Annotated in this window: 21 protein-coding genes, 1 tRNA gene and 1 pseudogene; 8 read left to right on the top strand and 15 right to left on the bottom strand. The window is 56.2% G+C overall.

The window, feature by feature from the left end:
* Positions 1 to 124: 124 nt before the first annotated feature.
* The 5 genes from cbl to ACLHDD_RS08635 form a co-directional block, all read right to left on the bottom strand.
* Positions 125 to 1,084: an HTH-type transcriptional regulator Cbl gene (gene cbl, locus ACLHDD_RS08615; RefSeq protein ID WP_427103771.1), complete on the bottom strand. Its 960-nt coding sequence runs from the start codon at positions 1,082 to 1,084 to the stop codon at positions 125 to 127.
* A gap of 1,138 nt (positions 1,085 to 2,222) precedes the next feature.
* Complete coding sequence (gene nac / locus ACLHDD_RS08620) at positions 2,223 to 3,140, bottom strand: nitrogen assimilation transcriptional regulator NAC (RefSeq protein ID WP_427103772.1); 918 nt, start codon at positions 3,138 to 3,140, stop codon at positions 2,223 to 2,225.
* Between the two features lie 449 nt (positions 3,141 to 3,589).
* Complete coding sequence (locus ACLHDD_RS08625; protein ID WP_181162214.1) at positions 3,590 to 4,615, bottom strand: ABC transporter permease; 1,026 nt, start codon at positions 4,613 to 4,615, stop codon at positions 3,590 to 3,592.
* Between the two features lie 23 nt (positions 4,616 to 4,638).
* Positions 4,639 to 6,123: a sugar ABC transporter ATP-binding protein gene (locus ACLHDD_RS08630; protein ID WP_288474869.1), complete on the bottom strand. Its 1,485-nt coding sequence runs from the start codon at positions 6,121 to 6,123 to the stop codon at positions 4,639 to 4,641.
* Between the two features lie 32 nt (positions 6,124 to 6,155).
* The gene (locus tag ACLHDD_RS08635) at positions 6,156 to 7,079 is read right to left on the bottom strand and encodes a sugar ABC transporter substrate-binding protein (RefSeq protein WP_111140678.1); all 924 of its coding nucleotides are present in this window, start codon (positions 7,077 to 7,079) and stop codon (positions 6,156 to 6,158) included.
* Between the two features lie 502 nt (positions 7,080 to 7,581).
* Between ACLHDD_RS08635 and ACLHDD_RS08640 the strand changes: the two genes are divergently transcribed.
* A tRNA-Asn gene (locus ACLHDD_RS08640) sits at positions 7,582 to 7,657 on the top strand.
* Positions 7,658 to 7,732: 75 nt separating this feature from the next.
* Here ACLHDD_RS08640 and ACLHDD_RS08645 read toward each other — a convergent pair.
* The 4 genes and pseudogenes from ACLHDD_RS08645 to ACLHDD_RS08660 all read right to left on the bottom strand — a co-directional run bounded on the left by ACLHDD_RS08645 (position 7,733) and on the right by ACLHDD_RS08660 (position 11,500).
* A pseudogene (locus ACLHDD_RS08645) lies at positions 7,733 to 8,034 on the bottom strand (helix-turn-helix domain-containing protein).
* Positions 8,035 to 8,713: 679 nt separating this feature from the next.
* Positions 8,714 to 8,989 carry a hypothetical protein gene (locus tag ACLHDD_RS08650; protein ID WP_427103773.1) on the bottom strand — a complete coding sequence of 92 codons (276 nt, stop codon included), beginning with the start codon at positions 8,987 to 8,989 and terminating at the stop codon, positions 8,714 to 8,716.
* Positions 8,990 to 9,082: 93 nt separating this feature from the next.
* Positions 9,083 to 10,384: an LLM class flavin-dependent oxidoreductase gene (locus ACLHDD_RS08655; RefSeq protein WP_427103774.1), complete on the bottom strand. Its 1,302-nt coding sequence runs from the start codon at positions 10,382 to 10,384 to the stop codon at positions 9,083 to 9,085.
* Between the two features lie 36 nt (positions 10,385 to 10,420).
* The gene (locus tag ACLHDD_RS08660) at positions 10,421 to 11,500 is read right to left on the bottom strand and encodes an iron-containing alcohol dehydrogenase family protein (protein WP_427103775.1); all 1,080 of its coding nucleotides are present in this window, start codon (positions 11,498 to 11,500) and stop codon (positions 10,421 to 10,423) included.
* Between the two features lie 254 nt (positions 11,501 to 11,754).
* Between ACLHDD_RS08660 and ACLHDD_RS08665 the strand changes: the two genes are divergently transcribed.
* The 3 genes from ACLHDD_RS08665 to ACLHDD_RS08675 are packed head-to-tail and all read left to right on the top strand — an operon-like array spanning position 11,755 to position 14,755.
* Positions 11,755 to 12,300, top strand: a complete 546-nt coding sequence (locus tag ACLHDD_RS08665; protein ID WP_427103776.1) for a GNAT family N-acetyltransferase — start codon at positions 11,755 to 11,757, stop codon at positions 12,298 to 12,300.
* Positions 12,297 to 13,451, top strand: coding sequence for an amidohydrolase (locus tag ACLHDD_RS08670; RefSeq protein ID WP_427103777.1), 1,155 nt, complete (start codon positions 12,297 to 12,299; stop codon positions 13,449 to 13,451). The genes ACLHDD_RS08665 and ACLHDD_RS08670 overlap by 4 nt, the downstream gene beginning before the upstream one ends.
* Positions 13,448 to 14,755: an MmgE/PrpD family protein gene (locus ACLHDD_RS08675; protein WP_427103778.1), complete on the top strand. Its 1,308-nt coding sequence runs from the start codon at positions 13,448 to 13,450 to the stop codon at positions 14,753 to 14,755. Before ACLHDD_RS08670 ends, ACLHDD_RS08675 begins: the two co-directional genes overlap by 4 nt.
* Here ACLHDD_RS08675 and ACLHDD_RS08680 read toward each other — a convergent pair.
* From ACLHDD_RS08680 to ACLHDD_RS08695, 4 genes are read right to left on the bottom strand one after another with little or no spacing between them, the layout of a single operon-like run.
* Positions 14,752 to 17,046 carry a molybdopterin-dependent oxidoreductase gene (locus ACLHDD_RS08680; protein ID WP_427103779.1) on the bottom strand — a complete coding sequence of 765 codons (2,295 nt, stop codon included), beginning with the start codon at positions 17,044 to 17,046 and terminating at the stop codon, positions 14,752 to 14,754. The two genes, ACLHDD_RS08675 and ACLHDD_RS08680, sit on opposite strands and share 4 nt — an antisense overlap.
* A gap of 33 nt (positions 17,047 to 17,079) precedes the next feature.
* Positions 17,080 to 17,841 (bottom strand): amino acid ABC transporter ATP-binding protein, encoded by a 762-nt coding sequence (locus ACLHDD_RS08685; RefSeq protein ID WP_427103780.1) that lies wholly within the window; start codon positions 17,839 to 17,841, stop codon positions 17,080 to 17,082.
* Entirely contained in the window at positions 17,834 to 18,757 is a 924-nt protein-coding gene (locus tag ACLHDD_RS08690; RefSeq protein ID WP_427103781.1) for an amino acid ABC transporter permease, read from the bottom strand. The genes ACLHDD_RS08685 and ACLHDD_RS08690 overlap by 8 nt, the downstream gene beginning before the upstream one ends.
* The gene (locus ACLHDD_RS08695; RefSeq protein ID WP_427105190.1) at positions 18,754 to 19,632 is read right to left on the bottom strand and encodes an ABC transporter substrate-binding protein; all 879 of its coding nucleotides are present in this window, start codon (positions 19,630 to 19,632) and stop codon (positions 18,754 to 18,756) included. The genes ACLHDD_RS08690 and ACLHDD_RS08695 overlap by 4 nt, the downstream gene beginning before the upstream one ends.
* A 691-nt stretch (positions 19,633 to 20,323) precedes the next feature.
* Here ACLHDD_RS08695 and ACLHDD_RS08700 point away from each other — a divergent pair.
* Positions 20,324 to 22,246, top strand: a complete 1,923-nt coding sequence (locus ACLHDD_RS08700; protein WP_427103782.1) for a methyl-accepting chemotaxis protein — start codon at positions 20,324 to 20,326, stop codon at positions 22,244 to 22,246.
* A 374-nt stretch (positions 22,247 to 22,620) separates the two neighbouring features.
* On the opposite strand, the gene ACLHDD_RS08705 is transcribed toward ACLHDD_RS08700, so the two are convergent.
* Positions 22,621 to 22,881, bottom strand: coding sequence for a hypothetical protein (locus tag ACLHDD_RS08705; RefSeq protein ID WP_427103783.1), 261 nt, complete (start codon positions 22,879 to 22,881; stop codon positions 22,621 to 22,623).
* Positions 22,882 to 23,288: 407 nt separating this feature from the next.
* Between ACLHDD_RS08705 and ACLHDD_RS08710 the strand changes: the two genes are divergently transcribed.
* Positions 23,289 to 23,987 carry an RluA family pseudouridine synthase gene (locus ACLHDD_RS08710; protein WP_427103784.1) on the top strand — a complete coding sequence of 233 codons (699 nt, stop codon included), beginning with the start codon at positions 23,289 to 23,291 and terminating at the stop codon, positions 23,985 to 23,987.
* An 11-nt stretch (positions 23,988 to 23,998) separates the two neighbouring features.
* Here the strand turns inward: ACLHDD_RS08710 and ACLHDD_RS08715 are convergent, their stop codons facing one another.
* Entirely contained in the window at positions 23,999 to 24,538 is a 540-nt protein-coding gene (locus ACLHDD_RS08715) for a DUF2058 domain-containing protein (RefSeq protein ID WP_427103785.1), read from the bottom strand.
* Between the two features lie 151 nt (positions 24,539 to 24,689).
* On the opposite strand from ACLHDD_RS08715, the gene ACLHDD_RS08720 reads away from it, so the two are divergent.
* Positions 24,690 to 25,322, top strand: a complete 633-nt coding sequence (locus ACLHDD_RS08720) for a TetR family transcriptional regulator (RefSeq protein ID WP_427103786.1) — start codon at positions 24,690 to 24,692, stop codon at positions 25,320 to 25,322.
* A gap of 82 nt (positions 25,323 to 25,404) precedes the next feature.
* The gene (locus ACLHDD_RS08725; RefSeq protein WP_427103787.1) at positions 25,405 to 26,787 is read left to right on the top strand and encodes a D-arabinono-1,4-lactone oxidase; all 1,383 of its coding nucleotides are present in this window, start codon (positions 25,405 to 25,407) and stop codon (positions 26,785 to 26,787) included.
* Positions 26,788 to 26,794 lie beyond the last annotated feature (7 nt).

The raw sequence follows: 26,794 nt of genomic DNA on the forward strand, positions 1-26,794 counted from the left end.
CGCGCCTGACAGGTGCAGGATGTTGTTATGCCGGGTAAGAAAGGCGAGCCAGCGAGTTTTTGACCCGGATTCGAAATTTTATGCCGCGCAGGCACCGGGCGGCTCTGCCGGGTGCGGCGGGCGGTCAGATCTGGAAGTCGATAACCGGTTCATCATCGCTGCTGTAGGAGAGCGCCTGACGTTTGATCTCCTCCAGCGAAAGGTTAGCATTGCAGAGTTCGAGGAACTGCCAGACATAGTTTCTTTGTAGCTGGCCGCGCTTGAGGCCAAGCCAGACCGTGCTGGGATCGAACAGGTGCGTGGCATCAATTCTGACCAGCTCTTCGCTCTCTTCGGTTTCACACGCCTGATCGGCCAGTATCCCCACGCCCAATCCCAGCTTAACGTAGGTTTTGACCACGTCGGAGTCCTGGGCGCTGAGCACGATATCCGGCTTCAGCGCCGCCGACTGGAAAGCCCGATCGACACGGGACCGGCCAGTGATCCCCTGACGGTAGGTGATGAGTGGATAGCGGCTGAGCGTACTGAGTGACACGGGTTGATTCTGCACCAGCTCATGCCCCGCGGGCACCAGCAGCGCGTGGTGCCAGCTGAACCAGGGAAACGCCGCCAGGCTGCTGTTATTGACCAGCATTTCACTGGCGATACCGATATCCGCCTCTCCGGCCAGCAGCATGGTGACGATTTCCTGCGGAGAACCCTGATTAAGTTCGAGCCGGACGTTGGGATAGAGCTGACGGAAAGCTTTGATGACTTTCGGCAGGCTGTAGCGCGCCTGGGTATGGGTGGTCGCAATGGTCAGGATGCCGCTGGTTTCATTGGTAAAGACATCGGCCAGCCGTCGCACCTTTCCTGCTTCGTCCAGGATACGCTCGGCTATTGTCAGCAACGCTTTGCCCGGTTCTGTCATGCCCAGCAGACGCTTGCCGCGACGGATAAAGATTTCAACGCCCAGTTCATCTTCCAGATCGCGGATATGACGACTGACGCCTGACTGCGACGTAAATAGCGTGTTAGCAACTTCCGTTAAGTTAAACTCACAGCGGGCCGCCTCGCGGATGATTTTAAGCTGCTGGAAATTCACGTTATTTACCTCCCTTTACATCATCTGATTTCCTGATAGTAAGAACTCTTATTGATAACAGGAAATAATTAAAAATTTTCCTTTATGAATTTAGGGAATAACCAGAGGCGCGCGTTTGCCCGCACACCAGATTCGTTGTGCAAACGTGAGCATTGAGAGAGTTTCGTTCGCCTGGCGGGCAATGGGAGTTGGCTGCGCAAACAGGCTGTGCTTTGCCTGACAGTGGTTTTACGCTGTGCGGGTTTCGTTCGCCTGACGGGCCGGGCAGTTTCAGGCCCGCCTCTGCGGGCGACCGACAGGGGGGCGCCAGTCGCCGCGCCCCCCTGACCCCGGGCTCCGGCCTGCATCACCGCCGCTTCGCGGTCCCTTTACGCCTTATGGATTTCTCACGGACCGGCGGGACGCGCCCTCCCTGGCGCGAACCCGCCTCTTCGCGACATCCCTGTCGCTCGTCCTGAAATCCTCTATCCGTTCAGCGGTTCTGACGGCCTCCCTCCCCGCTGTTATTTCGTCTTTCTGCGTCTGGTATTTTATCGCTTTGGTTTTGCGGGATTCGTTCTGGCTCTGACTTTCAGGCCAACAGATAACACTGCATTGAATTAAACAAAAAGAACTTACAGGCGACGGTCTGACAGAGGCGTCCGCAGCGCCGAGGAACAACCGCAGGCCAGGATGAGCCGACAGGACGTCGGCGAAAGGACGGGTCGCGCCAGGGAGGGCGCGTCCGGGCGGTCCGCAGGCCGCAGGGCGTGGCGAGGGCACCCCGCAAAGCGGGGCGCGAAGGCAGCCGGACGCCGGGATTGTTAAGGGGCGGGCGTCCGCCCCCTGACGCGTCCGCCCGCACGGGCAACCTGAAACTCCCCGTCGCCTGGCGGGCGAAACCCGCTCAGAGCATACCCGCTTCCATAAAATCTCCCTTGCCAGACCAGGCAGAAAACTCACCGGCGACGGTGTATTAAAAAGGCGTCCGCAACGCTAAGACAGCCGGACGCCGGGATTGTTAAGGGGCGGGCGTCCGCCCCTTAACGCGTCCGCCCGCACGGGCAACCTGAAACTCCCTGTCGCCTGGCGGGCGAAACCCGCTCAGAGCAATCCCGCTACACAAAAACTCCACCTTTTTTGAGCTGCAACAGCCCTCTTACCCCACTAACATCAACTCCCGCTCTTCACTCACCGGCTTATTGAGCAGTGACAGCAGAATATTTTTAACGGCCTGCGCGGAAGGCGACAGCGGCAAGCGGGCGGAAACATTCAGTGAAAGCGGCAGACTCAGCGATGGGCTGTTGATGCGTGACATCCAGGCATCGGCTGAGCCCACCAGCGCACGGGCGGCCGATTCAGGTAATACCGTCACGCCCATCCCGCTCGAAATGGCGGCGGTCAGCGTAGAAATGGATTCGATCTCGCCGATAATACGCGCGCTCAGGCGACGCAGTGAAAATGCCTCATCGACCCGCTTGCGCACCGCACTGTAGTCACGCGGTAAAAACAGACTCATCTGCGCCACATCGGCCAGATCAACGCTGGCACCCGGATAGTCGGTCGCACCGACCAGATAGAGATCCTCTTTCATCAGCGGCATGCTGTTAATCCCGGCTGTCGGGGCGCGATCGTAGAGCACTGCCATATCCAGCTGACCGTTCATCACTTTCTCATTCAGCACGCTGCCGCTGTTTTCATGCAGATAGACCAGCACGTCAGGAAACTGATCGCGAACCGTCTGCAGCAGCGGCATGGTCAGCGATGATGCTGCTGTACCTGGCGCCAGGCCAATCGACACCTGACCGCTTAACACCTGACCGGCGTTAATGACCGCCGTCTGCGCCTGCTCGCACTGACGCAGAATCGTTCGTGCATGACCATAAAGAATCTTGCCTGCCTCCGTCGGCGTTACGCCACGCTTGGTACGAATCAGCAACTGCTGATCCAGCTCACTCTCCAGCGTCGCTACCTGCTGACTGAGTGCAGGCTGGGCGATATGCAGCACTTCTGCTGCCTGCGTCAGACTGCCGATATCGACGATTTTCACAAAGTACTTCAGTCGTCTTAAATTCATCTTGCCTCCGTCACTCACCCCGAATAGCGAAAAAGGTCTTAGCCCTTCGCCCTGATAACAGAGATTTTGCAAGATGCAGGCCAGGTTTAAGGGGCGTCGGGCACCCAGAGTGAGGATGTTTTCTAACGGCCCGAAAAATAAGCGTTTCTGATTACCCCGAATGGGTTAATAAGGATCATCGATAGTGTGTCGCTTCGGGGACGGCATCTGTCCGCACTGCGACAGTGCAGACGCTGCGAGTCAGACGTGCAGAAAAGCGATGACGGAAACGAGCCTGTTCAGTGCCGTATAAAGGTTGCGCCAATGACCAGGCCCGTCGGGCCAGTGAAGTGGGATAAAAGAGGGAAAAACGGTGTAATCGCTTTCAGCGCAATTTCTTATTACGGGCGGATACAGATCAGGGCAAACGCTGCCCTCTCCGGAATGCTGAAGAGGGCAACGCCTGCCGGTTAACGTTTTTTACGGTTACGATGCATATCAATAGAGACTGCCGCCACGATGATGATGCCTTTGATGATGTCCTGAATATAGGCATCGACGCCGACGAAGGTGAATCCGCTTTTAATCAGCCCGAGAATAACGGCGCCGATTAACGTGCCGGTGATCCTGCCCACGCCACCCATCAGGCTGCTGCCCCCGATAACGGCTGCGGCAATCGCATCCAGCTCGTAGGACATCCCCATGCTGGACTGACCGCTGCTGACGCGCGCCGCCAGTACCACACCCGCCAGGCCAGAGAGCGCACCAGCAATGGTGTAGACGATAATCAGATACTTATTAACGTTGATGCCGGAGACCTTCGCCGAGGTCATATTGCCGCCGATAGCGTAAACATATTTGCCATAGCGGGTATGTTTCAGCGCGATATGGAACAGCAGTGCCACCACCAGGAAAATGACCACCGGCATGGCACCCTGTCCGATTGAAGTGAAGCCATCGGACAGGAAGCTGATGGGATTGCCCTGCGTGTAATACTGCGCCAGACCACGTGCCGACACCATCATACCCAGCGTGGCGATAAAAGGCGGAATCCCGGTACGGGTGATTAATACCCCGTTGACTACCCCGGCCAGCAGGCCGACGCCGATACCCGCCGCGATAGGGATAACCGCGGGCATATTGACCAGCGAGGGATACATCGGCGAGAGGCTGTCAGAGGTCTGCGCCAGGCTTGCAGCCACCACCGCCGCCAGCGCGATGACCGACCCCGAGGAGAGATCGATCCCGGTGGTGATAATGACCTGCGTCACACCAACGGCGATGATACCGATAATCGCCACCTGCAGCACAATCAGGATCAGACGGTTGGTGTTGAGCAGGAAAGACTGGTCACGCACGTACCAGCCAAACATCTCAAAAATCAGCGCAATCCCGACCATCACGACAAAAATGCCGGTATCTTTCGGCAATTTATGACGCAGGCTGGCAAAAAAAGAGGGTTGCTGCGGGGCTGCCGGAGTGGCAGTAGCTTTCATATTGCTCATAGTGGTCTCGCGCCTCATTCGGATGCCAACGACAGAATGGTTTCCTGATCGGCGTCTTCTTTATCGAGGATGCCGGTTATACGCCCACCGTGCATTACCATCACCCGGTCACTCATGCCAAGAATTTCCGGCAGTTCAGAGGAGACCATGATGATTGCGACGCCACGGTTGGCCAGTTCACTGATTAAGCGGTAGATTTCTGCTTTTGCACCAACGTCGATGCCGCGCGTTGGTTCGTCCAGAATCAGGATCTTCGGTTGTGCCAGCAGCCAGCGGGCAATCAGCACCTTCTGCTGATTACCGCCACTGAGGTTGTTGATAATCTGATCCATGGTCGGGGTTTTGATGTTGAGACGGCGAATCTGATCCATACAGTCCTGCGCCATCTTCACATGACTGACAAAGCCACTCTTGCCGCTGTATTCGGGCATGTTGACGATGCTCATGTTTTCCATCACCGACAGCACCAGAAACAGTCCGGATTTTTTACGATCTTCGGTGAGAAAAGCCATGCCCTTTTCAATAGCGGTAGAGGGTGAATCGATGGTGACCGGCACGCCATCAATTAAGATCTCGCCGCTGTCGAAGCTCTCCATGCCAAACAGGCTCTCCATCACCTCGCTGCGTCCCGCACCCACCAGCCCGGCGACGCCGAGGATTTCTCCCCGCCGCACGCTGAAACTGACGTCGGTAAAGCGATCACGACAGCTGAGATTGCGCACTGTCAGCACCTCATCGCCGATAGCACTGTTGAATTTCGGGAAAAGCTGCGTCAGTTCGCGTCCCACCATCTGGGTGATCAGCGACTGGCGGGTATATTTCGCCGTCTGGTCGCTGGCAATCCAGCTGCCGTCGCGGAAGATGCTGACTTCGTCGGTGATGGTGAAAATCTCATCCATCTTGTGGCTGATATAGATGATCGCTTTGCCCTGCTCGCGCAGGTCGCGAATGATGGTAAACAGATGCGCCACTTCGGTTTCCGTCAGTGCTGAGGTGGGCTCATCCATAATGACAATGTCTGAATCCCAGGAAACCGCCTTGGCAATCTCGACCATCTGCTGCGACGCAATGCTCAGCTCTCCCACCATCCGTTCGGCTTTGAGCCGGATATTGAGGCGGTTCAGCAGTTCCTGTGTGACCTGATTCAGTCGGGCATGGTCGACGAAGCCAAACTTCATCGGTTCGCGGCCCAGCCAGATATTTTCAGCGACGGTCATGTAGGGCACCAGGTTAAGCTCCTGGTGAATCATCGAAATGCCGGAACGCAACGCGTCCATGGTGTCCTGAAACTGCACCGGCTCCCCTTTAATTTTGATGGTGCCCTTATCGGGACGATACATCCCGATAAGGCACTTCATTAAAGTGGATTTGCCCGCGCCATTTTCGCCCATCAAGGCATGTACCGTTCCCGGACGCACCCGCAACGACACATTGTCGAGGGCTTTAACGCCGGGGAAGAACTTGCTGATGCCTTCGGCTTCAAGCGCAAACGCGTTCATTTATCACCTCCGTACAGCCGGGTCGGGAACGATTATTTCAGGTTACGATTAGTAAACTGTTCCATGTTCTCTTTGGTAATCAGCTGGTAAGGGATGTTGATCACTTTCTGGACCTGTTCACCTTTTACCAGTTTGATGGCCGTCTGTACGGCACCCTCACCCTGACCCTTCGCGTCCTGGAAGACCGTCGCGACCATCTTGCCCTGCTTCAGCATCTGCAGTGCATCAGGCGTACCATCCACCCCGGCGATCAGAATTTTATCCGGGTTTTTACCCAGCGCCTGCAGCGCACCAATCGCCATTTCATCGTTGTTTGAGGCGATAGCGTTGATCTGATCGCCCGCCGTTAACCAGTTGCTCACCACATCCACCGCGTCGTTACGGGTAAATTTGGCGGTCTGCTTCTGCACGATTTTGATGCCGGGGAATTTTGCTGCGACCTGCTCTACGCCTTTGGTACGGTCACGGGTCGCTTCATTCGCCAGATCGCCCATCAGGATGGCAACGTTGCCCTTTCCGTTCATCGCCTTGGCCAGCGCCTCCATCTGTAAGCGCCCGGCCAGTTCAGAGTCGGAGCCGACGTAGGCCATTTTGCCGGTCAGTTCCGCCTGAGGACGGCGGTTTACAAAGACCAGCGGAATGCCCGCCTTGCTTGCCTGATCCATAATCGGTTTGACCGCGTTAGTGTCGACCGGGTTGACGATCAGGGCATCAACCCCCTGACCGATAAAGTTCTGTACCTGCTGCAGCTGCTGTGAAACGTCACCCTTCGCATCTTCAACCTGCCCCTTGACGTTATCTTTCTGCATCTCTTTTTGCATCGAGTTGCGCAGAATGGTCAGGAAGTTGTCGTCAAACAGCGCCATCGAGACCCCTACTGAGATATCTTTTGCCATAACTGCGGCAGGTAACATGCAGGCTAACAGTGAGGCGACAATCGTTTTTTTGATGTTCATAGTACCCTTCTTATTTGTTAACTTGCTCAGCAGCACTTTGAGAATGAAAAATATCTTTTACATTCATCCAGTCTGACTGGCGTCTGTTTCGGGAAATTTGAGGTAAGACTTCGGGTTCTGACTATTTTTGTGATCGACAGCTCCTTTTCACAATCACTTGATCTACAGACAGTTACTTTCAACATGCCGTTTCAGTTCTGGCCGATAGTGACGACCGTGATGATAAGCAGTTTATTTGTTCCATATAAATCCGTTTTGAAATTTTTATCATAAAAGCACTGAAATGGTTGTTTTAACATCGGCAAACCACAAAACTTTGACATGCCTCTAACATCTGCGGAGAAATGCCCGCAAAGTGAGATCCTGTTGGCAGTTTGAAAAGCCAGCAGATTTGGGGAAAAACCATCAATCCGCTGCTTTTACGAGCATCTGAACGCAATTCAGTAAACAGGGCTTTGACAAGCGGGATCCGTGCCGCTAATATTCGCCCCGTTCAAGCGATTCCTCTGTAGTTCAGTCGGTAGAACGGCGGACTGTTAATCCGTATGTCACTGGTTCGAGTCCAGTCAGAGGAGCCAGAATTAGAAAAGCCCGCTCAGGGAAACCTGAGCGGGCTTTTTGCTGTGGCACGTTCTGGGCCTGCGCCCCCGTGATTACACCTGGAAACCGTCGTGCGAATCGTCTGGCCGTTCTGCTGCCAGTTTCAGCTTACCCCTGCCGCATCGACATAGCGTTTCAGTGTGAAAAGTTTCAGGTCTCGTCCCGGCTTTTCCATGCCCGCCACGGCAGGCTGCGTGATACTCCGCGCTTCCGCCATTTATGCCTGCGTCTTCTTCACTTTTTCACGCAGTTCAGCGAGATGAATATTGAGCAGGATGTCCGTCGCCATAGCCTGCACGTCGGCCACGACCCCCGGGTTTTCATCCGCAACAAGTTGTCCCAGCGTTCTGCCTATCACCTGACTCCTGTTGTTTAAGCGTATCCAGCGAATGTGTGAATCCCCGATCGGCGACCGGAATCCTTTCCGCATAAAAACGCTGTTCATTGCCCGCCTCATTTCCGGACCAAAGCAGGATCGCCGTTCGCTATGGGTCAAATGCAAAGAACGCGCTGATCGGCTTGCCACCGCTCTGGATGCGTAACTCTTATATGTTCAGATAAACGGAGCCTCTGAGCGAATCCGCACACGGCCTGGAAGGACCGGCCCCTACTCCCGCCACATCATCAATGCTGCCAGCACGCAGTACGGTCGCTGTCATCAGGCAGAGAAAACCCGCGGTTAAATCGCCTAACTGTCCACACAGGGCATCCTCTGATACAGGTAAGGAGCTAAAGCTGCACAGCGATAATCGAGTGTGCAGCAACGCCTCACCGGATGCCTGTGCGATGAACAGAAACGGAAAGAGGTGCCCGGCCTTTTCGGCGTGATTACATCAGGACGTCACTGTTTTGCGAGCAAGGGTGCAGTGAACGGAGCGCGGGTGAACCGGCGTGCTGCAACAAAAAGCCCGCTCAGGCATTACAGAACGGGCTGATGAAGAAGATGGGGCCGCCGTAATGCATAGCGGTCGTAAATGTCAGCAATGTTCCTGACATGCCGGAGGCTAATGAGCGTGCCGCCATTCAGGCTGACGTTATCGCTTTTTTCGCCAGAACAGACAGGCCGCAAGCGCGGTCAGCACACCGATGAGTGGCATCGCAAATGCACCGGAAAGGAAGTTATGCTGATCGATAGCCTGTTCTTTCCGTATGTCGTTCAGTCGGGCAAGCGCCTGCTTTTCATCGGTCGCATCAATCTCTTCAGGCTCTCTCACGTAACCCTGCTCCGCCAGCTCTGCAGCACACTTCCGTTCTGAGCTTCGCAGCACAACGGTCTCTTTGCCTCTGGTAAAAAAGCAGTAGTCTGACATCGCCTGTCCTCATCGTCCGTAGGGGAGATCACCACTATAGCGACCCGCTATCTTTTTTGATAATTATCCACTGCGGCGGCCAGTAAGGCCCTTTTACACCGGCGGCAGCCCCAGATTCTCACGCAGGGTCGCAAACGCATACTCCTCGCGAAACAGTCCGCGACGGCGCAGTTCCGGGATCACCTGTTCCACAAACAGGTCGAGCTGTTCCGGCATGATGGCGGGCATGATGTTAAAACCATCTGCACCGCCCTGCTCCAGCCATAGCTGGAAGTCATCGGCGATATCTTCAGCCGTGCCGACAATCACGCGGTGTCCGCGTGAACCGGCGGCAACGGCGGCCAGCTCGCGCAGCGTCAGGTTTTCGCGTTTTGCCATATCGGTCATCAGTCTGACACGGCTCTGGTTCCCCTCGCCCAGTGGCACCTCCGGCACCGGGCCATCCAGCGGATAGTGACTGAAATCCATGCTGAACCGCAGTGAGAGCTGGCTCAGCCCATTCTCAATATCCACCAGCGTGTTCAGCTCTTTCCAGAGTGCCTTCGCTTCTTCACGCGTGTGACCAATAATCGGCATGACGCCCGGCATGATCACCACCTGGTCCGGGCTGCGCCCCGCCGCCGCAACCTGCGCTTTTTGCGCACGATAGAAGGCCTGCGCCTCTTCCAGGCTGGCAGATGCGGTAAAGATCACTTCCGCCGTCTCCGCTGCAAGCTTCTGACCATCAGCAGAAGAACCTGCTTCGATAATTACCGGTCGGCCCTGCGGCGAACGGGTGATATTCAGCGGACCCTGAACCTGAAAATGTTCACCCTGATGATGAATTGGCTTAATCTTCTCATCGACGAAATAGCGCCCGGTCGCCTTGTCTGGCTGCACGGCGTCCTCTTCCCAGCCCTCCCACAGTTTATTCGTTACGTCGAGAAACTCACGCGCACGAGCGTAGCGTGCAGCATGATCGGGCATATCGCTGCGGCTGAAGTTACGTGCAACGTCGGCGGAAAACGAGGTGACGACGTTCCACGCGGCACGACCTCGGCTGATGTGATCCAGCGATGAGAAGCTGCGTGCCAGCGTAAAGGGATCGCTGAAAGTAGTAGAGGCGGTCGCGGCCAGGCCGATATGCCGGGTATTGACCGCCAGCGCCGCCAGCATCGTCAGTGGTTCAAGACGCGCCATGGTCGATGGCAGACGATACATGCTGGTTGCCAGCGCATCACCGACAAAGAAGAGGTCGAATTTCCCTGCTTCGGCTTTTTTCGCCAGGGTGATCAGCCAGTCGATGTCGGTAGGATCGCCCAGCTGTTCCGTCAGGCGCCAGCCGCTGACGTGCTGGCCCACAGGTTGAACAAACAGGCCGAGGCGCAGGTGACGGGGTGAAGTGGCAGCATGCATACGTTATTCCTGATATGAAAAGTGAAAAAGCACGCCTCAGCGCGCCTGTAAAAGGGTGTCTGTTGCCCGCAGAGCCTGCTCGATTGCGCTGGCGGAGACGTTAAAAGGCAGGCGTTCTGCACTGGCTTTGGGGAATCTGACCTGCTGTGCAATATTGCGCAGTGCGGCCTGCCGATCGCCCGACAGCGCAGGCAGCACTAATGGCATGTCGTAATAGCGCAGTAGCGTAAGCAGTTCTGCATCGGGTTCTTCCGCCTGTTCCAGCAGCGACTGCACCAGCAGGCTGAACCCTACTTTTTCACCATGCAGCCAGTGATGCAATTCTGGCTGATGTGTCAGGCGATTATGGATGGCATGCGCCAGCCCCGGCGTCGGCAGCACATCACGCACGCTGTTTGCCAGACCGGCCAGCACGATTGAGGCATCAATAACTTTTACCAGCTCAGGCGTGACCTGCTGCTGCTGACAGGCGGCGATCGCGGCTTCGCCATAGCGCCTGAAAGCGTCCAGGGCCTGTCGCGCTGTCATTACCTTCAAATCCAGCGCCAGATCGTTCGGGTTATGCTTCTGGTAAGGCCGGAATTCATAATATTTTGCCAGCGCATCCACAATACCCGCTTTCAGAAAGCGCACATCGCTCCTGGCGATCACCTCACTGTCCACCAGCACCTGCTCTGGCATTTTTTCCAGCGGCTGACTGCGCAGATGCCCGCCCGTCTCATCGTAAATAATCGCAAACGGTGACCATGCCGCGCAGGTGGCGGCTTGAGTGGCGAAGTTGATTAGCGTCAGCCCCGGTAGCTGGCTGGCAGCGGCTTTGGCGGTATCCAGTACCCGTCCACCACCAATCGCCAGCAGCAATTCTGCACCCTGCTGTTCGGTTTGCTGTCTGACATGGGCAATAGCCGCTTCGGTACATTCACTCGTTAAAAAGTCCAGCTGCCAGCGAATATCAGACGCCACCAGACTCTGGCTTAATTCGGGGTTAACCGCCTGCCACGCGCGCGGCGACGTTAATATCCGGATATGGCGGGAATAAGGCTTTATAAACTCACCGATGCGTGCACGCAGGCCCGCCTCATGTGCATAGGCTCGCGGAGAGGTAATTGCTAACACAGCGGTATCCTGATTATAAAAATTAGGCCAAAAAGGGATTCAAATACATTAAGTTGCTGACTGAAAATAGAGTTACTTCTTATTTAAATAGTACGGTAATCACTCATTTAAGCAATTGAAAACCCGCCATTCTTTATTCACAAATCTGCATGAGGTTAGTTATTTTTCACATATAGCAGTCTGACGCTTTACTGTTACTCTTCTCCTCCGGCTGAATTAATTCACTCTACGCAGCGCAATTTCCGGAAAATAACATGCAACTCGATTTTCGCCAGGTCAGAGAGGATGAAGCCGATGTTTATCTGGCTCTGATGCATGCTGCTTATGCGCCCGTTAAAGCGCTGGGCATTAAATTTGATGCCGCCACCGCTGACCGCGCGATGGCACTACACCATCTGCAGAGTCATGGCGTGTATGCGCTCTATGCAGACGAGAAGATGGTCTCTTCAGCCACCGTTCGCTATCCCTGGGGACCGCTGCCTGGCCCCTTTGGCCTGCCACATATTGGCTGGTTTGGCGCGCATCCTGACTATCCCGGCCAGCACTTTGGTTGCCAGGTGCTGGAGTGGATCGAACAGGAGATTCTGACGGGTCAGCTGCGCGCCCCGGCAGTCTCTCTGGGCACGGCCACCAGCCATCCGTGGCTGCAGGCGATGTACCTGAAGCGCGGCTTCCAGCCGATGCATACCCGCGATCTTGGCAAAGGCCATATCACCCTCTATATGAAAAAAATTCTGGACCCGGCGGCACATGATGTCTGGTTACGCCGTCAGACAGCAGAACAAGGGAGCGCACCATGAGCATCACTATTTCCGCCACATTAGACGATCAGCTAATCGCATTCCGTCATGAACTGCATCAGTTTCCGGAATTATCGAATCAGGAGTTCGACACCACAGCCCGCCTGCGCGCGCAGCTGGAAAAGCATCAGATACGTATTCTCAGTCTGCCGCTGAAAACCGGCCTGGTCGCAGAGATTGGCGCGTCAGCAGGTCCGCTGATTGTTCTGCGGGCCGATATCGACGCACTGCCTGTTGAAGAGCAATCTGGCGTCAGCTATCGCTCACAGCGTCCTGGCGTGATGCACGCCTGCGGACACGATTTTCACAGCGCGGCGGCACTGGGCGCGGCGATCCTGTTAAAGCAAGAGGAAGAGAATCTGCCCGGTCGGGTACGGATCCTCTTTCAGGCCGCGGAGGAGACGGGCCAGGGTGCGCCGGAGGTGATTGCCAGCGGGGCATTAAACGATGCGCTGGCGATTTTCGGTATTCATAACGATCCGTCCCTGCCCGCTGGCGTCATTGGCTCAAAAGCCGGGCCGCTGACCGCCGCCGTCGACCGCTTTGAGATTGCGATTAGCGGCACTGGCAGTCATGCCGCTAAGCCGGATCAGGGTAATGATCCCATCGTTATTGTGGCCCAGATTGTTGCTGCTGCGCAGACGCTGATCAGCCGCAATGCCCCTTCTGCTGACAACGCCGTGGTCTCTATCACCCAGATCCACAGCGGCAGCACCTGGAACGTCATCCCGGACAGCGCCTGGCTGGAGGGCACCGTTCGGACATTTTCACAATCAACCCGGCAGCGCCTTGAGCAACGCTTCCGGACGATTGTGGCAGGCATCGGGGCCGCCTTTGATGCACAGATCAGTTTTATCTGGCATGCCGGGCCACCTTCGGTGGTCAACGATGCGCACTGGGTGGACGTGGCTTTACAGCAGGCGGAGCGCAGTGGATTTGAAGCACGCGTGGTTGAGGCGAGTCCGATTGGAGAAGATTTTGCCTTCTACCAGCAGCGGCTGCCAGGCGCTTTTATGATGGTGGGTACCGGTGAACCCTATGCGCTGCATCACCCTGCTTTCCGGGTTAATGATGAGGTGCTGATTCCCACGGCGCGCTATCTGGCCAACCTTGCGCGGGCGGCACTCAGCTCAGCGGGGCGTCCCCAATGAACCTGACTGCGGCGCTGGCTACCGCGATCCTCGACGGTCAGCCGGATGCCGCCGCGCACGAGCATGCACGCGAAGGCATCCGGGATTTTCTGGCGGTGAGCTGGCCGGTGCTGCAGGGCACGGTACCGGATAGTGGCTTACCGGCTCTGCGCACCCTCTACAGCGACGGCAGTGTGCGTTCACAGGCGCTGCTGCTGGGCTATGCAGGACATGCGCTGGACTACGACGACTTTCATGCCGATTTTCGCGGTCATCCCAGCGTCGTGATCCTGTCTGCACTTTTCGCCTGGCAACGGGTTCAGCCCAGAAGCCTGGAGCAGTTTCTGGATGCTTACGTCACGGGGGTAGAGATGGCCGGTCGTCTGGGGCTGGCGGTCAGCCAGCAACATTACGCACTGGGCTATCACAACACGGCGACGCTGGGGACCCTTGCGGCGGCGGCGGCGCTGGCGCGTCTGCTGGAGATGAAGAGTGATGCCACGGCCACCCTGCTGGGCATTGCGGCGACCCAGGCTAGCGGATTACGCGCTCAGTTTGGTTCGGCGATAAAACCGCTGCATGCGGGCTTTGCCGCCGAACGGGCCGTGACAGCGGCTCAGCTGACCCTTGCCGGAATCGATGGCCGCCACAAGGGGGTTATTGAAGCCTTTGTTGCCGTCAGCAGCGCGGACCAGGCACAGCCGGAGAAATTGCTGGAAAACTGGGGCAGCCCGTGGCGGATCGGCACGCCGGGACTGGAATTCAAACCCTTCCCGACCTGCGCAGGCACCCATAGCGCGGCAGAAGCCGCCCGCATTCTGCGTCAGCAGTGGCTGGCTGCGGGCAAATCTCTGGATGCCCTGCTCAGCCAGATCGTTGAGATCACCGTTGCCTTTCCACCGGGCGGTGATATTGCCGCCTCAATCCGGACGCCGGCTAACGGGATTGAAGCGCGATTCAGCCTGGAATATGTGATCGCCGCCATGCTGATTTATGGCGACCTGCGCCTGGAGGATTTCGCAGAAGGCAATCTCAATCAGCACGTGATGCCGCTGGCCAGCCGCGTACGGCGGACGCCGGATGAGACTGCGCCGCCGGATGCCCTTAATCCTGCCCTGCGCTTTCATGTGGTCACGCTGAGGCTTTCGGATGGCACAACGCGGCATCAGCGGCGGACGCGACAGGCATCGCTGGCGGAAGGCGTGGATGTCAACAGCAAGCTCCACCGGGCGCTGGATGATGCGCCGCCCGAACTCCTTGCTGCTGTCAGTGCCCTGCGGTCAGCAGCCGACCTGCAGACGCTGACCGGAGCACTGAACCGCTAGTCTGCTATTGCGGGGGGAGTGAACGCCTGAACGGGCGTAATCTCCCCGGCGAACTTTCTCACCTGGACGACGGTAATCTGGCCACTGCAGCCCTGCGTCAGTGATGAAGTGCCAATATCCATGGTCAGCACATTCGGATTACCGTGGCGGCATAACGGACGGGCGGCAGTCGGCTCGACCGGATCGTACCAGGCACCGGTTGGCAGCTGAACTACGCCAGGCATAATGGTGTCGGTGAGACGCGCGCTGGCGAGCACATGGCCGCGCGCGTTAAAGAGTTCGATGATGTCGCCATCCACGATCGCCTGTGCTGCCGCATCGTCCCGGTTCAGATTGCAGACTTCCCGACCGCTCCGCTTGGTGCGCTGGCTGTAATCGCCAAAATCGAGCTGACTGTGCAGCCGTGAAGCAGGCTGGTTGGCAATCAGCCAGAAGGGATAGCTGGCACTGGGCTTTTGCTGCGGCTCACGCCATACGGGATGACCGGGACAGTCGTGATATCCAAAGCTGGCGATCACCGCGGAGAAGATCTCAATTTTTCCGTCTGGCGTTGGCAGCGGCGCGGCGTCGGGGTCGTCACGAAACGCCCTCATCATGCGGCCACCATCCTTTACCTGCGGTAGCTCCAGCACGCCCTGCTGCCAGAACTGGCTGAAATCGGGTGTCTGCACCTGATGAGCGGCCAGTTTTTCCTGCAGCTGGCCGTAAAGATGCTGCAACCAGCCACGCGCATCACGCCCTTCGCTGAATGCCTCTTCCCTGCCCAGCTGCCGGGCCAGGTCACGAAAAATCGTATAATCATCCCGGGCTTCGGCGTAAGGCGCAGCCACCGGCTGCATGGCGATTAAATGGCGATCGGTCGGCGCACCGCCGATATCCTCACGTTCCAGCGTCATGGTGGCGGGCAGGACAATATCCGCATGGCGCGCCGTGGCGGTCCAGGCACTTTCATGCACGATCAGCGTATCCAGCTGGCAGAAAGCCTGACGCAGCCGCGCCAGATCCTGATGATGGTGAAATGGATTGCCTCCCGCCCAGTAAGCCAGACGGATATGGGGATAGGTCAGCTGTCGGCCATTGTAGTCAAACTTTGTGCCGGGATTGAGCAGCATATCGGCGATACGCGCCACCGGAATAAAGCGGTCAATGCCATTTTTACCCTGCGGCAGGGCCGGAAAGCTGACCAGATTATGATGCTTACCATAATGGCCCAGCGCACCCAGTGCATAGGTATATCCACCGCCGGGCAGCCCTGGCTGTCCGAGCGCTGCCGCCAGCACCAGGCCGAGCCACACCGGCTGTTCGCCATGCTCGGCACGCTGCAAAGCATGAGTCACGGTCACAAGCACCCGCTTACCGTGCAACTGCCGTGCAAACTGACCGATCAGATCGCTGCTGACGCCGCAGATCTCAGCGGCCCAGTGCGCGTCACGGACTACGCCATCCTCTTCACCGCGAATATAAGCGACCATCTGCGGCCAGCCGATACAGTAACGCGCCAGAAACGCCTCGTCGGTTAACGCTTCCGTAATCAGCACCGCCAGCAGACCCAGCATAAACGCCGCATCCGTGCCGGGCCGCAGCGCCAGCCACTCGCCCTGCGCCTCTTCAGGCAGATCGCTTTTCAGCGGGCTCACTGAGATAAACCGGGTACCGCGCTGTGCCGCTCGCTGCATAAAACCGCGCTCGGTGTGTTCGCTCAGGCCGCCGCTGGCCACCTGCGCGTTTTTCAGCGCCAGGCCGCCAAACGCCAGCACCACCTCGCTGTGCGCGGCGATCTCCTCCCAGCTCACGCCACGTCGGGCGATCTCGTTCATGTCACCGACAATATGTGGCAGCAGGACAGATGCCGCGCCGGAACTGTAACTATTGACAGAACGGACATACCCGCCCATCACCGTGTTCAGGAAACGGTGCACCTGGCTTTGTGCGTGATGAAAGCGGCCTGCACTTGACCAGCCGTACGATCCGCCAAAGATGCCTTCCGGGCCGTATGCTTCACCAACCCGCTTGAGTTCCTGCGCCACCCGCTGACTGGCCTCTTCCCAGCTGACCGCGACATACTCATCAGCACCACGACGCTGATCCGGGCCTGGCCCGTTTTCCAGCCAGCCACGCCGTACCATCGGCAGCGCGACACGCGCCGGATGATTGAGTGCATGACGGAAGTTTTGCAATAGCGGGCTGGGATCGGGATCGCGGTGGAACGGCTCAATCAGCAGTTGATCGTCCCTGTGCTGGACGTGAAAAGCGCCCCAGTGGGCGCTGTGCATTACCGGTTTCTGGGTCATGCTGATTCCTGATTACCAAAAAAGAAACGTTGCTCAGCGCACCGTTGCAATAAAGTTTCTGACACGTCCGTTGTCCGGATCGTCAAGGACCTGCTGCGTCGGACCGGCTGCCACAATCCGGCCATTCTCCATAAACACAATGTTGTCGGCGACCTCACGGGCAAAGCCGATTTCATGGGTGACAACCACCATCGTGATACCGGAATGTGCCAGTTGCTTAATGACCTGCAGCACCTCCCCCACCAGCTCAGGATCAAGGGCGGAGGTCGGCTCATCAAACAGCATCACGCCAGGATCCATCGCCAGCGCGCGGGCAATGGCCACCCGCTGCTGCTGACCACCGGAGAGGTTCTGCGGCCACTCATCTTCGCGGCCAGACAGCCCCACCTGCTTCAGCAGCGCCAGCGCTTTGGTGGTCGCCTGATGACGGCTCTGCTTTTTCACCCGCATCGGTGCATCCGTAATGTTCTGCAGCACGGTGCGGTGCGGAAACAGGTTGAACTGCTGAAACACCATGCCGATTTCCGCGCGCTGGCGGGCAATGGCACTGCTGCTGAGTTCGTGCAGCGCCTGGCCTTTTTGCTGGTATCCCACCATCTGGCCGCCGATGCGGATCGTACCGCCATCCAGCTTTTCAAGATGGTTAATACAGCGCAGCAGCGTGGATTTGCCGGAACCCGATGGCCCCAGAATTACGGTCACCGATCCGGCAGGAATATCGAGATTCACCTCGTCGAGAATGGTGACACCGGAGAAGCGCTTGGTGACTTTGCGCAGTGCGATTGCTTCAGCCATTGCTCACGCTCCTTTGCGTTTTCGGCAGTGAAAAGCGCGGTAATGCAGACAGCAGGCTGCGCTTTTCTCGCCGCGTCACACCGCGACCAAAGTAGCGCTCGACATAGTACTGACCGACAGAGAGCACAGAGGTCATCAGTAGATACCACAGGGTTGCGACCAGCAGCAGTGGGATCACTTCATAAGTGCGCTGATAGATAATCTGCGCCGAAAACAGCACATCCTGCAGAGAGATCACCGACACCACTGCGGTGGTTTTCAGCTGGCCGATAATCTCATTGCCCGCTGGCGGCATAATGGCGCGCATCGCCTGCGGTAAGACGGTATGGCGGAAAATCTGCGCCGGGCGATATCCCAGGGCGCGAGCCGCTTCTATCTGTCCATTGCCCACGCTCTGAATACCAGCGCGTACAATTTCTGCGGCGTAGGCAGACTGATGCATCACCAGCGCGATCACCGCCGCGCTGAATGGACTCACCAGCGCATTGGACTGCGCGCTCCAGAGTTCGCCCAATCCCGGGATCGACAGCGCGATGCGGGGATAGAGCGCGGCGATGTTGTACCAGAGAAACAGCTGCACCAGCATCGGCACACCGCGGAAAAACCAGGTGTACGCCCAGCTCACCGCCACCAGCACCGGGTTAGAAGAGAGGCGCATCAGCGCCAGCACCGTGCCAAAAGCGAATCCCAGGACCACCGAGATGGCCGTGAGCTGCAGCGTCATTAACACACCCTGCAGAATGGAGGGCGCAGTGAAGTTCTCTGCAATCACCTGCCATTCAAAGCGCGGATTGTTAATCATCGAATGCGCCATCGCCACTACGCATAACAGCATCACCAGCGCACTCAGCCAGCGTCCATAGTAGCGTTTACCGACGATTTTCAGGTCGTCGGTGTGGTCCGAAATTTCTCTCATTTAAAGATCTCTTCGTTGCGCCGCGCTTCGGTTACGGCACCGAATCCGATTCCCCAGTTATCGAGGATTTTCAGGTAACTGCCATCTTTGATTAACGAATTCAGAGCCGCCTGCACGGCTGGTTCCAGCGGGGAGGCTTTCGGAAATGCTACAGAAACCGGTGCATCGCTGACGGTGATTTCGCCGCTCATGGTCAGCGGTTTGATCACTTTGGTCTGCCACAGCAGTCCCTCATAAGGGCCGAGGAAGAATGGAACGCGCCCGCTGACCACCGCCTGCACGCCAGCCGGACGATCCGGAAATATCGCGACCCTGATCGGTGGCTTACCCGCTGTCTCACAGGCTTTGCTGGCCTCTTCCAGCCGCGTCACCTGGGTAGTGCCGGAGCCAGCGCCAACTTCTTTGCCGCACACATCGTTCAGGGATTTAAAAGGCGTTACACCCGCATCTTTGCGGGAGATAATGCCCAGCAGGCTGGCGCTGTAGTAACCGACGAAGTCGATCTGTTTCAGGCGGGCTGGCGTGGCATTGATGTTTGACAGCGCGACGTCATAACGTCCGGTTTTCAGACCGGGAATAATATTGTCAAAGCCGCCGGTGTCGCGCCACTGCACGGCGATACCCAGACGCTCACCCACCGCATTCATGATGTCAATTTCACGACCGGCCAGCGTTTTATTATCTTCTTTATAGAAGGTCGTCGGCGGTGTGTTGGGATTGGTTCCTGCCACGATGTAACCCCGTTTGAGAATATCAGCAGGCAGCAGGCTCTTCAGCGCCGGATCCACGTTAACATGCACAGTGCTCTCCGCAGGCACTGAGGGTTCGGCGGCAAAACTGGCCTGTACGCTGAGCGCCAGAGCTAACACGGACATTCCTTTTATAAATTTCACTGGAACCTTTCTCCTGATAGTTAACTGTCCCCCCAGAGGGAAAAATGATCGTGACCGTTCAGCGCTGAAAGTCTGATTAAACGAGGAATTCAGCACTTTTATCATTCTCGTAACCTTCGATTGTCATTCTCAGTGAAGACCGACGGCGATCACAAATGCTAAAAATGGCACTCCTTTGCTGAAATGCGGTAATAGAGAGGTGGCGCTGTTTTAAGCGGAGCGGACAGGCTGCAAATAAAGGCACAGATCCCGGCAATAAAGATTAAAAGAAACAATAACGGGTGCGGAGCTGGGGAGTTCACTGCATTTAAGGCTAAAGATTAAGATCCTTATCATTATATTGATAAGTATCGCTTAAATCTTTCATCCCCTACGCTCCATTTTACACTTCATGTTGATTAAATTGATCAGGATCAATGTTTTTAAAACGGCCGAAAAAATGCATTAACTTAACTATCCCCTTCTTTAAAATAATAATTAAAAATCATAAATTTAAAAAAATGAGTCAGCTGACAGGCAGATAGCTTCGCCGTTAAACCCTGAGAATCTCATTAATAAATTTACCGGGTTAAAGGTAAATAAACTTAAAGATTTTGTGATACCGGACGATAAGAAGATCAGCCTTAAATTTAATCATTTTCCTGTTCTCGGCTTCTCATTAAAGGTAAAACCTATGGGCCTCTCTCAACGCATCTCCGATATCAAAATCGGGAAAAAACTGGGTGCCGGATTTGTTCTCGTCATCGCGGCTTCGCTTGCTATTACCTTTATGGCTTTTGACTGTTTCCGTAGTATCAAAGACAATTCCGCCCGGCGAACGGTGACGGTGAAAATGGTCGACGTCCTGAGTCAGGCACGCCTGAACCGAACCCTGTTCCAGTACACCAAAGATCCTAAGTTTGCCGCACTCAACGTTCAGGCGCTGACGGAACTTGAAGTTCTTTATAAACGCCTCTCTGCCTTTCAATGGGATGAAATCGGTCAGCAGAAAGTTTCTATGATGGGACAACTGCTTGAGCAGTATCTGAAACAGCGGGAGAAGTTTTTGACCGCCGCTCAGTCAACCACCCGCGAGCTGGAATTAATAAAAACAGACCAGCTGAACAGGGTGGCTCATCAGTTCGAATCACTGGATCTGGCACAGACCCCCGAAGCCGCACTCCCCCTTTCCAGGCTGGCAGCAGAATTATTCGACGTCGTGAATATTGAAAAAGCGTTTCTGGACAAGCCCTCCGAGGCTGGCCGGGATGCAGTCATTGAAAAATACAGTGTTATTACCACACTGAGTGAGCAACTGAACAGCTTTAACCAGCCGGCTATCGATGAACTTTCCCGCGTCGTCCTCACTATTCTGGCCCAGCAGCGCCAGCCCGTGACGCTCTATCTTGCGGCTACCGTGAAAGAGAAAGAGGAATCCGCGCAACTGACCACAGCCGCAGAACGATTAAACAGCGCCGTGTCCGATATCTTTGTCTTCCAGTCCCATTCGTCTGCAGCCTTTATTAAACAGGCGGAATGGCGCATTGGCTTTGCGTCACTGATTTGCGTCGTCATGAGCCTGCTGATCGCCTGGCAGATTACCCGCAGTATTACCCGTCCAATAAAAGAGACGCTCAACGTTGCCCAGCGTATTGCGGAAGGGGATTTAACCCCCTCGCTGAACGCCACGCGGGGAGATGAATTAGGCCAGCTGATGCAGGCCGTCGATGCTATGAGCGCCAGTTTACAGACCATTATTACGAAGGTACGGGATGGCGTCAGCAGCGTGGCGCGTGCCTCAGCCGAAATTGCGGCAGGAAATACTGACCTCTCCTCCCGTACCGAACAGCAGTCTGCCGCAGTGGTTCAGACGGCAGCCAGTATGGAAGAACTCTCCTCAACCGTGAAGCAGAATGCGGAAAACGCCCATCATGCCAGTCAGCTGGCGACAGAGGCGTCAGTCAATGCCGGACGCGGGGGTGAAATTATCCATGACGTCATTAACACGATGAACAACATCAGCCAGAGCTCGGGCAAAATTGGCGACATTATAAACGTTATCAATGGCATCTCATTCCAGACAAATATCCTGGCGCTGAACGCCGCCGTCGAGGCTGCGCGCGCGGGCGAACAGGGTCGTGGTTTTGCGGTCGTCGCTGGCGAAGTTCGTAACCTTGCCCAGCGCAGTTCACTGGCCGCTAAAGAGATCGAAACGCTGATTCGCGAGTCACTCGATCGGGTACATGATGGTTCTGAATATGTGGAACGGGCCGGGACAACCATGAACGACATTGTGCGTTCGGTCAGTCAGGTCAAGGATATTATGGGTGAAATTGCTGCCGCCTCAGATGAGCAGAACCGTGGCATTTCTCAGATTGCAACCGCCATGGCCGAGATGGATTCGACTACCCAGCAGAACGCAGCGCTGGTTGAGGAGTCATCCGCCGCCGCCACGTCGCTGGAGTCTCAGGCGGATGAGCTGGAAAAAACAGTCGCGGTATTCCGGCTCTCTGCGGTGCAGCACAGCATCAGCCAAACCTCGCCAGCGATACCCCCCCGCCTGGTGCCCGCCATGCCGGCTAAAGCCGCCTCAGATACCGGCTGGGAAAGCTTCTGACGACGGGCTCAGCCACACCTGAATAATCATTCCGCCAGCCTCAGTGAAAAGGCTGGCCCGGATGCTTCTCCGCTCCGCTTTTCTGAAGCATGAAATGTTGTCTCCCATACGGAGATGACACGACAGGATGAGAATGGGCATACAACGTCAGGGCGAGATGAACGAGAGTGAGAGCTGAAACAGTCTGGTCAGCGCCTGATGGTCTTCTTTGTCTGCCTGAGGTTTCAGGTGAGAAAAAGAAGTGTGGCTGGAGGAGTGTCGTCCCTGACAGTTTCTCCGGCCGGTATACGCTCTCGCGCAACCGATGAGGTCGTCCGCTTCGTCGTTTTCCGGCCGGAGCCGGACTACGTCTACTGGCGTCAGTTCAGTTGCTGCTAGTTCAGTTCGTCGTTCAGGCCTGCGAGTGTCTGCAGGTACGGCACCTGCTGTTGAGCAATCTCCGGTGACTTAAAACTACTCAGCCATGTTCTGGCCTCGGAGATTTGCGCCAGCCGGTCAGCATTGCTTTCCGCTTTCGCCATATATCCCAGCTGAGTAAAGAGTGTTGCAATACTAATTTCTTTTTCACCCAGGGCGAGGCTCAGTGCCGCTTCACCAATAATGACGTGGCCTTTCTCGTCGTTTTGAATTAACACAGAAAATCCTCCATTAGGTACGAATTGATGACAACCTCACCAGAGACTGTAGTCGTAAAAAGAAGAACTGCCCGAATAAATCACTAATAATTGCGTAACCTGCTGAACAAATGTACTTAATCTTTTTTTCCGGATTGTTCTGTTTGTCGCTGTTTGCCCAGGCTGTCAGACTTGGCGATTCTCCCGCTTCCGGGCATTAACATGAAACTTTCTGTTCTTCTTACGCTGCTGGCGGCGACGGTCTGTCTGGTTTTTACCGCTTATGGCCACCTGTCCTCGCAACAGACAAACGCTGCCTCTGTAACAGAAAGTCGTGAGTTCTGACCTAAGATTGCCGGGCTGCTCCGGCGTCGTCATTAACCCGGCGATCGGGTATGATCCGCTCCCGTTTTCCTGCTGGTTGTCCGATGTCTGTCATTAACGATACGTTTATTGCCCCGCCCTGCGTTGAGCCGGTCACCCTGCTTTTTGAGGACGAGCATGTGCTGGTCATCAATAAACCCAGCGGATTGCTGAGTCTGTCAGGTAAAAATCCGCTGAATCTCGATTCTGTGCATCATCGTCTGGTGGCACGGTTTCCCGGCTGCACGCTGGTTCACCGGCTGGATTTCGGCACGTCCGGGCTGATGATAGTGGCCCGGAACAGGCTGATTAATGCAGCACTCTGCCAGCAGTTCAGCCAGCGTCGCGTCAGCAAAACCTATCAGGCTTTACTGTGCGGCCATCTGGCTGATGAAGAAGGGGTGATTGACGCTGCGATAGCGAAAGATCCGGCGCAGTTTCCCAGAATGGTGATTTGCCCGGACACGGGTAAACCCGCGCGCTCACGCTATCGGGTCATTGAACGGGGAATTTTTCCGGGGGAGAGCCAGGGTGGATTGCCGGTGACCCGGGTTGCGCTGACGCCTGAAACCGGACGCACCCACCAGCTGCGTATTCATTGTCAGCAACTGGGCCATCCGATCCTGGGCTGCGATCTGTACGGCGGCCGGTTATTGCCTGGCGCAGAGCAGGCAGAACGGCTGATGCTGCACGCCAGCGAACTGACGCTGACGCATCCGGTCAGCGGCGAACCCATGACGCTCTCCGCGCCCAGCCCGTTCTGATCTGCGGAGCATTACCACATTAAATCATCTGGAACTTTGAAGTCCGCATAGGGGTCATCTTCGTCCTCAGCCTCTTCACTCAGTGCGCTGTTTAAAACAATGGCACTGGCATCACGCTGGGCAATTTTGTCCGCCACGCTGGCCGGGATAATGGCATACGGGTTTTCACCGTCCTTATCACCCACCAGACGGGCGATGGCGAGGCGACCATTAATCAGCTGAGTCTGCGTCGGCTTATCCACCATGATTTTCTTAATCAGGTTGTTATCGGTGAAGTTGAAGCTGATAGTGCCACGCGACACGTCAATTCTGTTCATTTCGATCAGCTGTTTGATCTGTGCCCTGTACTCTTTCGAGAGCACCGCCAGTTTCTGCTGCTCATTCAGCTGCTTGTCCCGCTCAAGCTGGGCCTTTTTGTTATCTTCCACCGCAGCCCGGGCTTCACGGGCCTGAACTCTGGATTTTTTCGCAGTCCGGTTAACCTTATCCATCTTTTTGCTGGATACCAGTCCCGCTTTCAGCATCTGCTCCTGCAAGGTGAGTTTTGTCATTGTCGTCTCTGAACCTGTTAAATTATTCCCCGGATTATACCCGTAATCGTCCGGACTGTACCAGGCTGCCGCATTTGCGGTCCCGGTGATAGCGGTTGCCCCCTGCACACTGTGCTACCATTCTCCGGTCAAAATTATCCTGTTGAGCACCATGTCTGAATTAAAAAAACGTAAAAATGACCCTGAAGGGCTGAAGAAACGTATCATTGCCGGCGCACTGAAAACCTTCGCAGAGTTTGGAATGCAGGGCGCCAGGCTGGAGCAGATTGCCGAACATGCGCAGACCACCAAACGCATGGTGGTGTATCACTTTGGCAGCAAGGAACAGCTCTACATTGAGGTACTGGAACAGGTGTATCAGCAGATTCGCCAGCATGAAACGGGTCTGAACCTGGCAGCGATGGAGCCGGAACTGGCGATGACGCGCCTGGTCGAGGCGAGTTTCGATTATCACGTCGCCCATCCCGATTTTATCCGGCTGGTCTGCAGCGAGAACCTGCTGCGCGGCCGCTACATCACCCAGTCGCCGCAGATTAAAACCGTTAACCGCAGCGCGCTCGATCTGCTGGATGACATTCTGTCACGCGGGCAGCAGCAGGGGATCTTCACTACCGATGTCGAAACCCTCGATGTCCATCGCCTGATCAGCAGCATCTGTGTGCATCATGTTTCAAACCGCTATACCTTCAGCGCCCTCTTCATGCCGGACAACAGTGAAGAGGAGAGTATCCGCCGCAATCGCCAGCTGGCTGTCACTGCCACGCTCCGTTATATCCGCAAATAAGAGTGCCTGGCCCGGGCTCCGCTTACTCATGGTCTACGCTTAGTAAATCACTGTCATTAAACCCTGTAAAAGGAACGCTGTTGTGAGCAGAGACGCACGCCTTTATCCGCTTCGCCAGACCCATATTGAACCCGATGATGATGCGCTGTGGAACTGGGCGCAGAATGCGCAAATCGGCACACGTAATCAGGTCCGCCGCCCCGCCAGCGAAGCGGCGTTACAGAAATTAATCCAGACGTCACGCGGTCAGATTCGGGTGATTGGCAGCAAACTTTCACCGGGCCGCATGCTGAACGTCGGTAAAGACGATTTGCTGCTTGATCTCAGCGCACTGCGCGGCCTGATTGCCAGTGACGACCACAGCGTCACCTTTGCTGGCGCGACGCCGCTGGAGCAGGTCTATCGCCACCTGACCGAAATGAATCGCATGCTGGCCTCGTCGCCAGGCGTCATCGCGATTCAGACGCTGGCCGGTGCAATGGCAACCGGCACCCACGGTCAGGGTTTGCAGCAGAGTTCGATAGCCGATGAGGCGCTCTCCATTCGGATGGTGCTGGCCGACGGCAGCGTACGCGAATTTGTGCGCGGCGAGGCCGATTTTCCGGCGGCGCAGGTGTCGCTGGGCGCGCTGGGGATCGTGACGGCGGTTACGCTGCGCACGCAGCCGTTCCGCATCTTCACCTGCCACAAAAACGCCGTCTCTGCCGATACGCTGGAAGCGGATCTGCTGCGCTGGAACGACGACTACACACTGAGCAAAGCCTGGTGGTTCGTGGATGATAACCTGATGCATGTCTGGAACGCGCACGAAGCCAGTGATGAAGAGCGTCAGCGCTACGAGGAACAGGGCCGTCAGGTGGTGGAACATGAGGGTGACGTTGACGAAAGCCTTAATGCCACCATCGATCAGACACTGGCGCACATGCATCGCGACACGCAGATCCATGGCAAAGGCGGTAAACAGTTCCGCACCGTCACCCGCTTCCGTGACTTCACCGATGTAACCGGTGACATTTATCAGCTTTTCTGCCGGGGTATTGCGGTGCCGCAGATCAACGTGGAGATTGGCGTGCCCCTGGCGAAAACGCCCGCCATCATTCGCCGGATCAAGGCGTGGTATGCAGAGAAGCGTCCGCACATGCATTACCCGATTATCCTGCGCTGTACCGGCGCGTCATCCGCCTGGCTCAGCCCGGCAGCGGACCAGCCCACCTGTTTCTTTGGCTTTGTGGTCTATTACGCTGACGATGGTTCGCTGTCGCAGGAAGGACTGCACTTCCTGACTGAAGTGGAAAAGCTGCTCGCCGAAGAGGGAGGCCGCCCGCACTGGGGTAAGTATTACGATGAAGATCGCTATAACTGGCGTGAGCTCTATCCGCAGTGGGACGCTTTCCGCGCCCTGCGAAGCCAGCTCGATCCGCAGGGTCGGCTGGGTAATGACTACATCACGCCACTTTTTGACTGATTGAGGA

Origin of the sequence: Pantoea sp. NSTU24, from assembly GCF_050157905.1 — a bacterium.
Lineage (GTDB): Bacteria > Pseudomonadota > Gammaproteobacteria > Enterobacterales > Enterobacteriaceae > Pantoea.